The 13,423-nt window shown below is 65.3% G+C and carries 11 protein-coding genes; 4 read left to right on the top strand and 7 right to left on the bottom strand.

The window, feature by feature from the left end:
• Window positions 1–61: 61 nt before the first annotated feature.
• The 3 genes from IVB19_RS06620 to IVB19_RS06610 all read right to left on the bottom strand — a co-directional run bounded on the left by IVB19_RS06620 (window position 62) and on the right by IVB19_RS06610 (window position 5,854).
• Entirely contained in the window at window positions 62–3,367 is a 3,306-nt protein-coding gene (locus tag IVB19_RS06620) for an acetyl-CoA carboxylase family protein (protein ID WP_247821166.1), read from the bottom strand.
• A 126-nt stretch (window positions 3,368–3,493) separates the two neighbouring features.
• Window positions 3,494–4,159 (bottom strand): aspartate/glutamate racemase family protein, encoded by a 666-nt coding sequence (locus tag IVB19_RS06615; RefSeq protein WP_247296136.1) that lies wholly within the window; start codon window positions 4,157–4,159, stop codon window positions 3,494–3,496.
• A gap of 12 nt (window positions 4,160–4,171) precedes the next feature.
• Complete coding sequence (locus IVB19_RS06610; protein WP_247821165.1) at window positions 4,172–5,854, bottom strand: methyl-accepting chemotaxis protein; 1,683 nt, start codon at window positions 5,852–5,854, stop codon at window positions 4,172–4,174.
• Between the two features lie 440 nt (window positions 5,855–6,294).
• On the opposite strand from IVB19_RS06610, the gene IVB19_RS06605 reads away from it, so the two are divergent.
• A complete protein-coding gene (locus IVB19_RS06605) occupies window positions 6,295–6,645 on the top strand; it encodes a hypothetical protein (protein ID WP_018453636.1) in 351 nt (116 codons plus the stop codon).
• A gap of 12 nt (window positions 6,646–6,657) precedes the next feature.
• Complete coding sequence (locus IVB19_RS06600) at window positions 6,658–7,131, top strand: hypothetical protein (RefSeq protein WP_247296140.1); 474 nt, start codon at window positions 6,658–6,660, stop codon at window positions 7,129–7,131.
• A gap of 3 nt (window positions 7,132–7,134) precedes the next feature.
• On the opposite strand, the gene IVB19_RS06595 is transcribed toward IVB19_RS06600, so the two are convergent.
• Window positions 7,135–7,734, bottom strand: coding sequence for a TetR/AcrR family transcriptional regulator (locus tag IVB19_RS06595; RefSeq protein WP_247821164.1), 600 nt, complete (start codon window positions 7,732–7,734; stop codon window positions 7,135–7,137).
• A gap of 110 nt (window positions 7,735–7,844) precedes the next feature.
• Between IVB19_RS06595 and IVB19_RS06590 the strand changes: the two genes are divergently transcribed.
• The gene (locus IVB19_RS06590; protein WP_247296144.1) at window positions 7,845–8,222 is read left to right on the top strand and encodes a tautomerase family protein; all 378 of its coding nucleotides are present in this window, start codon (window positions 7,845–7,847) and stop codon (window positions 8,220–8,222) included.
• 10 nt (window positions 8,223–8,232) lie between these two features.
• Here the strand turns inward: IVB19_RS06590 and IVB19_RS06585 are convergent, their stop codons facing one another.
• The gene (locus IVB19_RS06585; protein WP_247296146.1) at window positions 8,233–9,198 is read right to left on the bottom strand and encodes a CobW family GTP-binding protein; all 966 of its coding nucleotides are present in this window, start codon (window positions 9,196–9,198) and stop codon (window positions 8,233–8,235) included.
• Window positions 9,199–9,201: 3 nt separating this feature from the next.
• Window positions 9,202–10,692 carry an amidohydrolase family protein gene (locus IVB19_RS06580; RefSeq protein WP_247296148.1) on the bottom strand — a complete coding sequence of 497 codons (1,491 nt, stop codon included), beginning with the start codon at window positions 10,690–10,692 and terminating at the stop codon, window positions 9,202–9,204.
• 1,009 nt (window positions 10,693–11,701) lie between these two features.
• Here IVB19_RS06580 and IVB19_RS06575 point away from each other — a divergent pair.
• Window positions 11,702–12,655 (top strand): alpha/beta hydrolase, encoded by a 954-nt coding sequence (locus tag IVB19_RS06575; protein ID WP_085384409.1) that lies wholly within the window; start codon window positions 11,702–11,704, stop codon window positions 12,653–12,655.
• A gap of 62 nt (window positions 12,656–12,717) precedes the next feature.
• Here IVB19_RS06575 and IVB19_RS06570 read toward each other — a convergent pair whose 3' ends face one another.
• A complete protein-coding gene (locus IVB19_RS06570) occupies window positions 12,718–13,251 on the bottom strand; it encodes a 2'-5' RNA ligase family protein (protein ID WP_085349596.1) in 534 nt (177 codons plus the stop codon).
• Window positions 13,252–13,423: the final 172 nt, after the last annotated feature.

The raw sequence follows: 13,423 nt of genomic DNA, 5'->3' as shown, positions 1-13,423 counted from the left end.
CGGGGATGTCAATCGGGAACCGGGAACGCGGCGAAGCGCAATCAGAATTGCTGCACCGCCCTCACCACGTATCAATACAGGGCCGCTTCTTCCCAGTCCGCGCCGGCGGCTTCGGCACCGAGCGCAGGCCCGCCATGATCCAGCGCCTGGTCTCGGCGGGGTCGATGACGTTGTCGATCTCGAACACGGAGGCGATCGAGACCGCCTTGCCGTTGGCATAGAGCTCGGCGACCTTGTTGCGATAGTAAGTCTCGCGCTCGACGGGGTCGGCGATCGCCTCCATCTCCTTGCGGAAGCCGAGGCGGACGTAACCCTCCAGGCCCATGCCGCCGAACTCGCCGGTCGGCCAGGCCGCGGTGAAGAATGAGGCGTGGAAGCCACCGCCAATCATCGACTGTGCACCCAGCCCATAGCCCTTGCGCAGCACGATGCCGAACAACGGCACAGTCAGGCTCGCGCCTGTCACGAACATGCGCGAGACGTGGCGCACGATTGCCGTCTTCTCGGCTTCCGGACCGACCATGAAGCCGGGCGTGTCGCACAGCGAGACGATCGGCAGATCGAAGGCGTCGCAGAGCTGGAGGAAGCGCGCGGCCTTGTCGCCGGCATCGGCGTCGATCGCACCGCCGAGATGCCGCGGATTGTTGGCGATCAGGCCGAACGGCTTGCCCTCGACACGGATCAACGCCGTGATCATGCCGACACCGTAGTCGCGGCGCAGCTCCAGCACGGACTCCTTATCCGCGACGAGGTCGATCACGCTGCGGATGTCGTAGACGCGCAGGCGGTTCTCGGGGATCGCGCGGCGCAGCAGGCGCTGGTCGGCGGCCTGCCAGTCCGTCACCGCACCCTGGAAATAGGATAGGTATTTTTGCGCAACGGATGTTGCCTCTTCTTCGTCCTCGACGAGGATGTCGATCACGCCGTTCGGCGACTGGAACGTAACAGGACCGACCTCGGCCGGGTGATAGACACCGAGCCCGCCGCCTTCGATCATCGCGGGGCCCCCCATGCCGATCGAGGCGTTTTTGGTTGCGATGATGACATCGCAGCAGCCGAGCATCGCGGCATTACCGGCGAAGCAATAGCCGGAGACGATGCCGATAACCGGCACCAGACCCGAGAGCCTTGCGAACTGCACGAAGGACGGACCATCAAGCCCGGTCATGCCGAGCCGGTCGGTATCGCCGGGGCGGCCGCCGCCGCCCTCGGCATAGAACACCAGCGGCACGCGCCAGTCTTCCGCGAGCGTCAGCATGCGGTCGATCTTCTTGTGGTTCATGTGGCCTTGCGTGCCCGCGAGCACGGTGTAGTCGTAGGCCACGACGATGCAGCGCCCGCCTTCGGGACCGAACTTCTCGGCGTTCACGGTCGCGACGCCCATGACGAGGCCGTCGGCCGGCGTGTTCTTGACGAGATCGTCGAGCTTGCGCCGGCGCCGCTGCGCCGCAATCGCAAGGCTGCCGTACTCCATGAACGAGTCGTCGTCGACGAGCTGCGCGACATTCTCGCGCGCGGTGCGCTGATTGGTGTTGCGGCGGCGCTCGACGGAGGCAGGGCGATTTTCGTCGAGCGTGTTGGCCTGGCGGGCGATCAGTTCGGCGAGATCAGGACGGATGTGGTCGAGATCGACATCGGTTTCCGTTGCCGACGCGTCCGCCGCAACGTCGAGCGGCTCCAGATACATGATCGGCTCGCCATGCATCAGCGTGATACCGTCGCCGGCGAGTAGCTTCGTGACGCGGCCGCCCTGCTCGGCCATGACCAGATGTTCCATTTTCATGGATTCGATCACGGCGAGCTGCTGGCCCGGGCGCACGACCTCGCCTTCCTTCACCTGAATAGTGACAATGGTCCCCTGCAAGGGTGCCGCGACCATCACTGTGCCTTCGGGCACGGTCTGTGCCGTATGCGCCTCGGTGCCGGGACCGCCGTTTCGCTCCGTCGCTGCAAAATAAAGTGGTTTGGCCGCGCCATCCGCGGCTTCGACGAGCTTGCCCATGTTGCAATCGATGAAGTCGGTCGCGATGCGGTTGGACCTGAAGTCGGGATGCGCCAGCACCGCCTGGAGGAAGGCGATGTTGGTGATGACGCCGTCGATCCGAAACTCGCGCAAGGCGCGCGAAGCCTTGGCGACCACGTCGTGCCAGGCTTCACCGGGCGTATGCACGATGACCTTTGCCAGCAGCGAGTCGAAGGCGGCGCTGGTCTTGTAGCCGGCATAACCGAAACTATCGACGCGGACGCCGGGGCCCGACGGCGGTTCGAACACGGCGAGCACGCCGCCGGTCGGGTGCGTCGCGCCTAGCTCGTCCAGTGTCTCCATGTTGACGCGGAGCTGCATGGCATAGCCGCGCGGTTTCGGGATCGAGCCTTGCGCCAGGCCGAGCGAGGCAAGCGAGGCACCGGCGGCGACCGCGAGCTGGGCGCGGACGAGATCGAGGCCGAGCACCTCTTCCGTCACGGTGTGCTCGACCGGAAGCCGCGGGTTGGCCTCGATGAAGGCAAAACTGTCTTCGGCGGCACCGTCGACCAGGAACTCGAACGTGCCGAGATTGTCGTACGACGCGGCCACGGCGAGTTGCTTCGCCGCCGCGATGATACGGCCACGCAAGCCGTCGCTGAGCGACGGGCTCGGCGCCACCTCGATCAGCTTCTGGTGTCGGCGCTGAATGGTGCATTCGCGCTCCCAGAGGTGGGAGATCGCGCCGTCGCGATCGCCGATGATCTGCACCTCGATATGGCGCGCCTGCCGGATCAACCGCTCGGCATAGACGCCGTCGAAGCCGAACGCGGCCTTGGCCTCGGACTGGCAGCGCGCATAGGCCTCCGCGAGATCGGCAGCGCGCTCGACCACGCGCATGCCGCGCCCGCCGCCGCCGGCCATTGCCTTGATCACGATTGCCGCGTTGCTGCCGAGCGAGGTGAAGAACGCCGCGATGTCCTCCAGCGAGGACGGCCCGCTGGTGCCGGCGATGATCGGGACGCCGCAGCGCTTTGCCAGTTGCCGTGCCGCCACCTTGTCGCCGAACAACTCGAGCGCCGCGGCCCGGGCCCCGACGAAGGCGATGCCTGCATCGGCGCAGGCCTTCGCGAACGCAGCGTTCTCGCTGAGGAAGCCGTAGCCGGGATGCACGGCGTCGCAGCCTGCGCTCTTCGCCGCCTTGACCACGGCCTCGATGTCGAGATAGGCCCGCGCGCCGCGACCGGGGATTTCGACGGCCTCGTCGGCAACCCGCACATGCAGCGACATCGCATCGTCCGCGGGATGGATCGCGACCGTCGCGATGCCGGAATCGGCTGCGGCGCGCGCGATGCGGATGGCGATCTCGCCGCGATTGGCGATCAGGAGCTTCTTGAACGACATGCAGCGTCTCCATGCCCGCGTGCCCAAGCGCGGGTCGGCAGGTCCCATGGTTCTGCTTCGTCACTTTAACCGAGGCCGTCAAGGGCAAGAACGCGGTCCCGACGACCGTTCCCGCGGGCCGGAATTTCAATCGGTCGCGCGCGCCGTGATGAGGCGAATAATCCGCGCCACGGCAGACGGGATCGGCGCGATGATCGGCACGGTGAACATCGGCTGAAGCTCGCACGCAGCTTCGCCCAGCGGGCCGCCACCGATGATGACCGCCTCCGCGCCATCCTGTGCGATGCAGGCCTCGACCGCGCCGGCAAGCGCCGCACGCAATCGCGCCGGATCGCCCATCAGGTCTTGCGGATCGCCTTTGGCGAAGCGGGCGCCGGTATAACGCGATCGCAACCCCAGCGCGTCCGGCACGGCGTCGATCTTCGATTCCAGCAGCGGCGTCGTGGTCGCCACGCCGAAGCGACGGCCGTTCTCGGCGGCTGCCAGCATGGAGGACTGACCGATACCGACCGCGGGCCGTTTAACCGCGGCTTTGATCCCGGCCAACCCGGGATCGCCGAACGCCGCGACGATGATGCCGTCGCATGCATGCCGGTTCGACTGCGCGATCTCCAGAACTTCGATGGAAGCTGCATCCAGCGCATCCGGCGTCACGATCATTTGCGGCGCGCGCGTTGCGGTCGCGCCGTCGATGTCGAAGCCGTCCACGGCGGCCGACCTCGCGATGGCGACCATCATCTCAGTGGTCGCCACAGAACTGTTCGGATTGATCAGGAGAATGCGCGCGCTCATTCTCCTGCTATACTAGGCCGCCCGTACCCCCGCAACGAAAGCACTGACCTCGTCTTCCAGCGATTGCAGCTTCTGCGACAGCCGGCCGCTCGATTGCAGCACGAGGCCGGCGGCCTGGCCGGTCTCCGCCGTCGCGTCGGTCACACCCGAGATGTTCTGCGAAACCTGGTCGGTGCCGGAGGCGGCCTCCCGTACGCTGTGCGCGATCGCCGCCGTCGCGGCGCCCTGCTCCTCGACGGCTGCGGCGATCGACGAGGAAATTTCGTTGACCTCCATGATGGTCTTGCGAATGCTGTCGATGTTGCCGACCACCTGGTTGGTCTCGGCCTGGATCGCCGATATCTGCGCGCCGATCTCGTCGGTCGCCTTCGCGGTCTGGCTCGCCAGCGACTTCACTTCGCTTGCCACCACTGCAAAACCCTTGCCGGCCTCGCCGGCGCGCGCCGCCTCGATGGTGGCGTTGAGCGCGAGCAGATTGGTCTGCGAGGCGATCTGGTTGATGAGGTCGATGACCTCGCCGATCTTGTGCGCGGCTGCAGCAAGTCCCTGCACGGTGTCGTTGGTGCGTTGACCGTGGGCGGCGGCCTTGTCGGCCACGCTTGCAGCCTGCGCGACGCGCTGGCTGATCTCGGCGATCGAGGACGACAGCTGCCCGGCGGCGGAGGCCACCGTCTGCACGTTGCTCGAGGCCTGCTGGCAGGCGGTGGCGACGAGGCTCGCACGGTCGGTCGCCTTGTCGGCGGTCTCGGACATGCCCTGCGCGGCCTGCTGCATCGCGCGCGCCTCCTTGAACACGTCGCGGACGACGGCTTGAACGTTCGCTTCGAACTTGCCGGCGAGGTCGGTCATCGTCTTGCGCTTCTCCTCGTCGGCCTTCTGCTTCGTCTCCTGCTGTTCGGCGTGCATGCGGCCGACCGCCGACGCATTGTCCTTGAACACGGCGAGCGCCTTGGCGAGCCCGCCGATCTCGTCGCGACGATCGGTATGGGGCACGTCGAACGCGCTGTCGCCGGCGGCGAGGCGGTCGGTCAGTGCCGTGATCTTCGCCAGCGGCCGGGTCACGCTGCGGCCGATCACGAAGGAGGCGCCGAGCACGAGCACGAACACGACCAGGCACACCAGGGCGAAGGTCATCGCATTCTGGCGGAAAACGGCGTCGACGTCGTCGAGATAGATCCCGGTGCCGATGATCCAGCCCCAGGGCGCAAAGCCCTTCACATAGGAGATTTTCCCGACCGGCTGGTCGAAGCCGGGCTTCGGCCAGAGGTAGCTGTAGAAGCCCGCGCCCTGCTTTTTGACGACGTCGACGAAGCCGACGAACAGCGCGTTGCCGGACGGATCCTTCATCCCGGAGAGATCCTTGCCGTCGAGTTCGGGCTTGATCGGATGCATGACCATCTTGGGGGTCATGTCGTTCAGCCAGAAATACTCGACCTTGTCGTAGCGCAGGCTCTTGATCTCCGCGATCGCGCCGGCCTGGGCCTGCTCGCGCGGGAGTTTTCCTTCGCTCTCGAGCTTCTGGTAGTGCGCCAGGATGCCGTAGCCGACGTCGACCAAGTGCTGCGTCTTGGCCTGACGATCGGCGATCATCTGCGCGCGCAAGGTCGAAAGCGCGATCGGCGCCAGCGCGATCATGCCAAGGAGGCTGATGCCGACAATCAGGACCAGCTTGAAACTGATGCGGGAGAAAAACATTGGTGCTCGCAAGATTTGGAAGGCTGATATGCCAGTTTATCCCGCGCCCCTTAGCAAAGCTTTAAGCATTCGGGTTCCCCCACCCCGCAAAACTCCATGCATCCTACCGGCATGCCGCAGACGGCTCGCAGGCTCGCGAGGCTGGCTGCATCCGAGATGCGAACTCTTCAAAACTAGAAGACCTCGACATCGCCCCTCCGAGCGTTGACTTGCAGGGGGCTCTGACGGAACGATCGGCGCAGATCATCGGCGCCAGCCGGGGCATGGGCGCAGCCGGAGGCCAGAGGCTCAATGCACCAATCGACATCGACAGGGTCTCTCGACCTTCCGGCGCTGAGCGCAGCGGAGCGGCTCTTCATTTGGGGATTTCGGGCCAAGGCGCGCAGCGGAAGCGCCGTTCCGACCGCGGCCGACATCCAGCAAGTGACGACCATTTTGGCGTGGGCGACGCCGTGCCTTCGCTGGAATCCATCATCGAGATCTTTGCCTGCACGGCGCATACGGCCATCGCGGTGCACTGCCCGACCTGCCCCCGCATGTCCGACAGCGAGCACAGCATGTTACGGGCGATCGCGGCCGCGCAGAAAGAGCGCGACGATATCGCGCGCGAGCAGTTCGAATGCTGGCTGCCGCCAGTCGGCGCCGATTGGGCTCTCGCACCCGTGCGGGGGCTTGCAACGATCTTCCGCATGGCGGGTCTCATCCTGCCCGACCGGCACGTTCCGTCTTTGGACCATGACCAGACGATGGCGATGAAGAGCTGGCTGGTCGGAAGCCCCACGTTGCACTGACCGGGATCGCGCATGATGCAGGATAGTTGCGGCTCTGTGCCTGCCACGGAAGCCGGCGAGGCGCGGCTCTGTCCGCTTCAGGCCGCGCTTGCGACGCGGCCTGACGTCGAGAGCTACGATGATTTTGGCCGCGTCACGCTCTCGCTGTTCCGGTTCATCGCTGCCGCCTATACGACCGGCGCGTCCGATTGCTGGGAGGCGGCCTATCGCTTTGCCGACGAGGCGCCTGGCATCACCGACAGCCCGCTGCTGGTCGCACGCGTTGCCGCGCTCGTCAGAATCCTGCGCAGCGGCCGGCCCTGCCAATTGTGCTTCATGCCGCCGTCGTGCCGACGCCTGTCGAAGGACGAGGCGGAATTGATGCGACTGCTGGCGGTGGCACGCGGCAAGCAGCCGGGCGAGCTCCAAACTGTCGTCTGCCAGTTCGTCGGCAACGAGAACGAGACCGTGACGACGCGGGCGGTCAACGCGCTCGCGGTCTGCTGACACCTAGGCGCCCTTCCTGCCGAGCACGAGATCGATGGTGTGGGACGCGATCTTGCGCAGCTGCGCCTCGTCGCCGAAGGCACGTTCGAGCACGGCGAGGCCGCGCGTCACCGTGATGATGTGCAGCGCCGCGGCCGCGGAATTGCCGTTGAATTCACCGCGCGCCGCACCTGCCGACAACGTCTCCTGAACCAGAACGGTGATGCGCGAGATGAGGTTCGCGAAGGCCTGCCGCGCCTCCTCGTCCAGCCCCTCGCCTTCGGCCGCGCCGAGCTCCATCAGCCCGCGCGTCGTCGGGCATCCGCGCGGCGGCGTGCCGGCGCGGAAGTTGCTGATGGTCAGGTCGAAGAACGCGGTGAGGCGCTTTCGCAATGAGCCCGCGCCGAGCGCCTTTTGCAGCGCAAGGAGATAATCGGCCGCATAGCGCTCATAGGCCTGCAGGAACAGCGCCTCCTTGGTGCCGAAGGCGTTGTAGAGGCTGCCGCGCTGGACACCGGCGTCGCGCGCGATGTCCGACAGCGAGGTGCCGCGCACGCCCTTGCGCCAGAACTGGTCGAAGGCGATACGCAGGACATCGTCGTGGTCGAACTCGCGCGGCCTCAAGCTTTGCCCCTATCAAGCATATTTGACACGATGTCAAAAACATGATTTCTTGACGCCGCGTCAAAAACAAACTGGGGCCGATGCGCCCTTTCGTCAATGAGGATTTCGCGATGCCTCTCCTCCACATCTCGATGCGCGCCGGAAAGCCGGAAGCTTACCGGAAGGCAATCCTCGGCGGCCTCTACCGCGCCATGCGTGAGGCCCTGAACGTCCCTGAAGGCGACGAGTTCATGACCATCAGCGAGCATTCGCCCGCGAACTTCCGCTGCGGCAATGCCTACAGCGTCACGCGCAGCGACGATGCCGTGCTGATCCAGATCACCGTGTTCGCCTCGCGCACCCCCGAGCAGAAGAAGGCCCTGTACCGGCGGATCGCGGACCTGCTCGGCGAAAACCCGGGCCTCCGCCCCGAGGACGTGTTCGTCAACGTCCTCGATGCGCCCGCGGAGAACTGGTCCGTTGGAAATGGCATCGCGCAATTCGCCTGAAGCGGCAGCTTCACCGATCCGCAACGCAGGTCTCCATGATCCCGTCGAGCTCCGCCTTCGAGAGCACGCCTAGCTCGACGATGAAAACAATCCGCGCGCACGGCAGAGCCGGGGCATCGCCAACGGCGAGCGCGGCATCGCTAACGGCGAGCGCGGCATCTGCAGGGGCGAGCGTGGCGCGGCCGGCCGCGAATTGAAACACCATCTGGCGCCCGGGCTGCTCGACGGTCTCCAACAGGCCTTTTGCCCGCGCGAGTTTTGGCGCGAGGCGGCCGATGGCCTGCTGCAAGCGGGCGAGCGAAAGTGGCTGGTCCGAGGTCCAGCTCAGGGTTTCGAAGCGTTGCTCTGCCGGACGTTTCGGTCCGGGTTTGCGCGGCGCGGGCGCACGATCGACGGTCGCGGGAAACAGCAGCGCGGACGGAATCTCGCCGTGCTGCGCGTCGACCACCACGGCAGGAACGCGCTGTGCGCGGATGGCCTCGCGGATACGCCCGCCCGCACCCTCATCCGCCAGATCCAGCTTGCTCAGCGCCACGATGTCGGCGACGCGCAGCTGCGAGCGGTGCAGCGCGTCGTCGAGAGCGGCCGGCGGTGTCGCCGTGTCCATCACGCAGAGCACCGTTTCCAACGGCGCTTCGCGCAGGATCACGGGATCCATCAAATTGCGGACGATCTCGGCGGGATCGGCGACGCCGCTGGTCTCGATGACGATGTATTCCGGCTTCGGATCACGCCGCAGCAGCGTCGCAAGCGTGCGCAGCAGGTCGCCTTCGAGCGAGCAGCAGATGCAGCCATTGGCGAGGCTGACCACGCCGTCGCTCGCGCCGGCGATCAGCTCGGCATCGATGTTGATCGCACCGAAATCGTTGACCACAGCGGCGATCCGCCGCCCCTCCGCATGCGCCAGCAGATGGTTCACGACAGTGGTCTTGCCGGCCCCCAGAAAGCCCGTCACCAGGAGAATGGGGACCGGCATGTCTCAGCTCCCGACGACGGGACGGCGCACGGGACGGCCGGGCCGCACCGCGACGTCCAGCACACCATCTGTGATTAACGGCTGGCCGCTGACGATCAGATGCCGCACGCCTTCGGAGGGACGGTTCATCGCCGTGAAGGTCGCGCGGTCCGAGAGCTTCTCGTAGTCGAACACGACGATGTCGGCATCGGCATCCTTCGCGAGCCGACCTTTTGCGCGCATCGCGGGCGTGCTCTGCGACAGGATCTCCGCCGGGATCAGCGCGCATTTGCGCACGCCTTCGAGCAGCGACACGGTCTTGCGCTCGCGCACCCATTCGCGGATGAATTTCGTGAAGCAGCCCGCCGAGCGCGGATGCGAGGTGGCGTCATTCGGCAGCGGCCAGGCATCGCCGGTGTAGGTCTTGCCGTCCGACGTCGTCCACGGCATCGCGTCGGAGGCGATCGCGCCGCCGGGATAGAGCACCGACATGTCGAGGAGGTCGCGGTGATGCGCATTGTTCTCGGTGTCGAGGATGTGCCACAGCACCAGCGAGGACGGCTCTTCCGCCTGCGCCTTCAGGAGCTCCTCGCGATCGCTGAAGCGATGGCCGTCGGTGACCCGCTGCACGGAATCGTAACCGGTGCCGTTGCGCTCGACGAATTCGGGGTCGCTGAAGAAGGCGGCCGCCAGCACGGTCGAGCCGGTGCCGTAGGGATAGGCCTCGACCGTGATGGGCAGGCCCTGCGCCTGCGCTTTCGCGATCAGCACGCGGCAGCGCTCGACGTCGGTCTTGCTCGACGAGTTGAAATGGCAGATGTGCATGTGCGCGCCGGTGGCTCCGGCATAGCCGATCAGGCGGATATAGGCTTCCGCCGCGCTCTCGGGATCGATGCGCGACATGTAGGCGACATGGGTGAAGGTCGGCACGTCCTGCGCGGCCGCGAGCTGGCAGACCGCGGTCAGCTCCTGCACGCCGGCGCCCGGCGCATAGGCGTTCAAGATCCCGATGCCGATGCCGCCCTCGTTCAGACCGCGCGAAAGGCGCTCGAGAATGCCGGCAACCTCCGCATCGCTGGCCACATTGTCCATCCAGCGGCGATCGCGCATGGCGTTGCCGAACGCCTCCAGCGAGCTCTCCGCATTGGAGCCCGTCATCGCGCCGATACGCGCGAAAGCCCAATTGGTGGCCGCGCCGTAGTTCAGCACGCGCCCCTTCCGCGCCTGGCGCTCATACCAGGATCCGACCGGCAGCACGCCCGCTTCGAGATCGAGCGTGGTCGTGACGCCGTCGAACGCCTGCATCCGATCCGCGGGGAGCGACTGGCCATGCGCATGAAGGTCGATGAAGCCGGGGGCGACCACGAGCCCGGTCGCGTCGATCGTCCGCTCGGCGCTTCCGAGCGAGGCGCCAATCGCGGCGATCCTGCCGTCCACGACCGCCACATCACCAACCGCGTCCATTCCGCTGGCGGGATCCACCACCCGGCCGCCAGAGATCACCAAGCCGCTCATATCAAAATTCCTCCGCGCTGAATTCGCATCAAGGCAGATTCCGGGAGGGACGACCACCTCCACCGATGCTGACGCATCATGCTCGCAAGGAAGGCTCGAAAGGGAGGCTCGAAAGGGAGGCTCGAAAGGGAGGTCAGTTTGCATGCGGGTTGCGGATACGCGCTCGCAGCCTCGCGGCATGTTTTGCCCGAGCTATGCTTCTCGCTTCACCCCCACGAAAAGAAAGGGCGCAGGGAAGACCGGGCGCCGGCTGGCACCCATAAAAACCCCCATGCGAACTGATTGCACACGCAATGCATAGGGGAGACACAGGGCAGCCGAGACCAGGCCTTCCCTGCGCGATGGTTTGACGGCCTATGCCGCGCTCTCCCCGGAGACGAGTTCCTTTTTGTCTCCGTCACCCCCGCGAAATGCACGGCACCGCGCCGGTTGACGCGCTGACGCCTTCGCAAAGGCTTGACCGTAGCAACGACGGCCAGGACCACACGGTTTCGCCGTACGCAGGCTGACCCTGCTTCGCCAAGAGGCTTCGCAGGACATGCCTGCTTCGCCAGAGGCTTCGCGAGGTCTGGGCGCCGTCCGTCGATGCGGTTCGTGCCGTGCTCACGAGGTTCATCTCGCCCTGCACGCAACAAGCCCGCCTTTAACGCCGCCCGCGTCCACCGCAACTCCCAGCCCGCGTTCGTGACGACGTACGACCGCCCCTTTTGTGGGCTGGGATGGCCGACACATACGATATTTCCGAATTTCGGTAAACTGGAATATTTTTGCGGAGAGGGATTGACTTGCGTTTGCGGCTGTTTCGCCCAACCGGCGGAGACGACGGACTGCACGACCATGCAATGGACCGCAGAGCAGCTCCGCCGTCTTCTCGCCCCCATTATCATTCAGAGATGTAGCGGGGCGCTACGGTGGGCAAAGTTCCCAAAGGTTTTGTGTGATCGCTCGACGTCTCCTGCAACGCGACCCTCGTCATTCTATTTCGCGCCGCGCTCTCCTCGGCGGATTTATGTCGGCGGGGACCGCCCTCGCGCTTGGCGGATGCGCCGGCTTGGGTGCGACCGGGGCGCGTTTCGACGCGTCATCGTTATCCCTTGACCCCACATTGCTCGTCACCACCACGCGCAAGCCGGTGAACGGCGGTCGCACGAAGCCCTGGTTCGGACCGGAGCGCGCGACGACCATGACAATCGCGCGGGCGAAGCTGGGGGCGCCGGACGAGAGCCGCCTTTCTCTGGCCTCGGTTGGACTTGGCGATTGGCGCCTTGACCGGGTCGAACCGGTGTCGGCCGACGTTGGCGATCTCGTTGCGCAGGCCGGCGGAGGAGACGTGCTGATCTATGTGCACGGCTTCAAGCAGACGTTCGAGACGGCGGTGCTGGATGGCGCCCATCTCTCCGATGGGATCAAGTTCCGCGGCCGGACCATGGTGTTCTCCTGGCCCTCCAAGGCAGGACTGTTCGACTATGCCTATGACCGCGACAGTGCGATGTGGTCCCGCGACGAGTTCGAGCGCGTGCTCTCCACACTCGTGTCGGCGCCAGGCACCGGCCGCGTGAACATCGTTGCGCACAGCATGGGAACCATGCTGTCGCTCGAAAGCCTGCGTCAGCTCTATGCGCGATACGGCGACACAGTGACGAGCAAGATCGGCGCCGTGGTGTTTGCCGCGCCCGATATCGACATGGACGTGTTCTCGTCAGCGATCCAGCGCATCGGTCCGCTTGCGGGCAAAATCACCGTGATCGCCGCGACGAACGATCGCGCACTGGCGTTGTCGGGACAGATCGCAGGTGGAATGACCAGGGTCGGCGCCGCCGAAAAAGCCGTCATCGCGCGCCTCGGCGTACGCGTGGTCGATGCGTCAGCGGAAGGCTGGGGCATCATCAACCACGATCTTTTTCTGTCGAATGCCGAAGTGCAGCGGGTGATCCGCCGCTCGATCGACGGCACGATCGCTTAGGAGAGCGCCTGCGCGGCATGAGTTTGATGCGTCGCGATCAATGACACCGAAGCGACAACCAACTACAATGGCAATTTTCGCTCGGCGATGATCCGCACAGGCGGAAAGGCGACGCAATCCACCACGTCGAACAACACTTCAATGTTGCGGTCAAACGCGTGCGCGAAGTCCATCGCATCATCGCGGCGTTCATCGGCAATAGCAGTGCCGAGCGTGCAATGGGGCGTCCAAGCGCCGGGCCGGTAGTGAGGACGACAATGCGCTGGATCGATTGCCGCGCTGATGATGCCGTGGATGCGAGCCAGGGATTCGTTGGCCTCCGGCTCCGCCCAGAGGACAAGCGGAGAAGCTTCGAACCAGCGAATTCGTTTGAACCTGATCCGCAGTTGCCTCTCGCCAGAACTAGCTGCCAGCATTGCATCGCACGCAGCCTTCTCGTGAGCCGCCGGGGAATCGTAGATGGCAAACGTAAAATGAGGCCGGTAGCCAAGGGCACGCATCGAGGGCTCGGCCTCGAAGACGGCAACCTGATGCCACAGCCGCACGATCTCGCCTGCTGAATCGTTGTCAGACCGGATATTGATCGCCAATGCCACAGGCGCACCCAAGGGGCGGAACAATCAAATCGAGATCAGGGGAAAGGCTGGCTTCAAGACAATGGCGCTCCCTAGGGGAATCGAACCCCTGTTTCAGCCTTGAGAGAATTGCATCTCGTACGTTGGCGAACGTTGGCGAACAAGGATAACACTTGTAGTTTCAATTGCTTAG

Source organism: Bradyrhizobium sp. 187 (assembly GCF_023101005.1).
Classification (GTDB): Bacteria; Pseudomonadota; Alphaproteobacteria; order Rhizobiales; family Xanthobacteraceae; genus Bradyrhizobium; species Bradyrhizobium canariense_D.
The sequence above is the reverse complement of the archived record's forward strand: the minus strand, read 5'-3'. Positions and strand labels throughout refer to the sequence as shown.

Bases quoted from the DNA above. Each gene is read 5' to 3' on its own strand.
- IVB19_RS06585 (WP_247296146.1), bottom strand. From the start codon at position 9,198: ATGCCGGTCCCCATTCTCCTGGTGACGGGCTTTCTGGGGGCCGGCAAG.
- IVB19_RS06580 (WP_247296148.1), bottom strand. From the start codon at position 10,692: ATGAGCGGCTTGGTGATCTCTGGCGGCCGGGTGGTGGATCCCGCCAGC.
- IVB19_RS06590 (WP_247296144.1), top strand. From the start codon at position 7,845: ATGCCTCTCCTCCACATCTCGATGCGCGCCGGAAAGCCGGAAGCTTAC.
- IVB19_RS06575 (WP_085384409.1), top strand. From the start codon at position 11,702: ATGTCGGCGGGGACCGCCCTCGCGCTTGGCGGATGCGCCGGCTTGGGT.
- IVB19_RS06620 (WP_247821166.1), bottom strand. From the start codon at position 3,367: ATGTCGTTCAAGAAGCTCCTGATCGCCAATCGCGGCGAGATCGCCATC.
- IVB19_RS06600 (WP_247296140.1), top strand. From the start codon at position 6,658: ATGATGCAGGATAGTTGCGGCTCTGTGCCTGCCACGGAAGCCGGCGAG.
- IVB19_RS06615 (WP_247296136.1), bottom strand. From the start codon at position 4,159: ATGAGCGCGCGCATTCTCCTGATCAATCCGAACAGTTCTGTGGCGACC.
- IVB19_RS06610 (WP_247821165.1), bottom strand. From the start codon at position 5,854: ATGTTTTTCTCCCGCATCAGTTTCAAGCTGGTCCTGATTGTCGGCATC.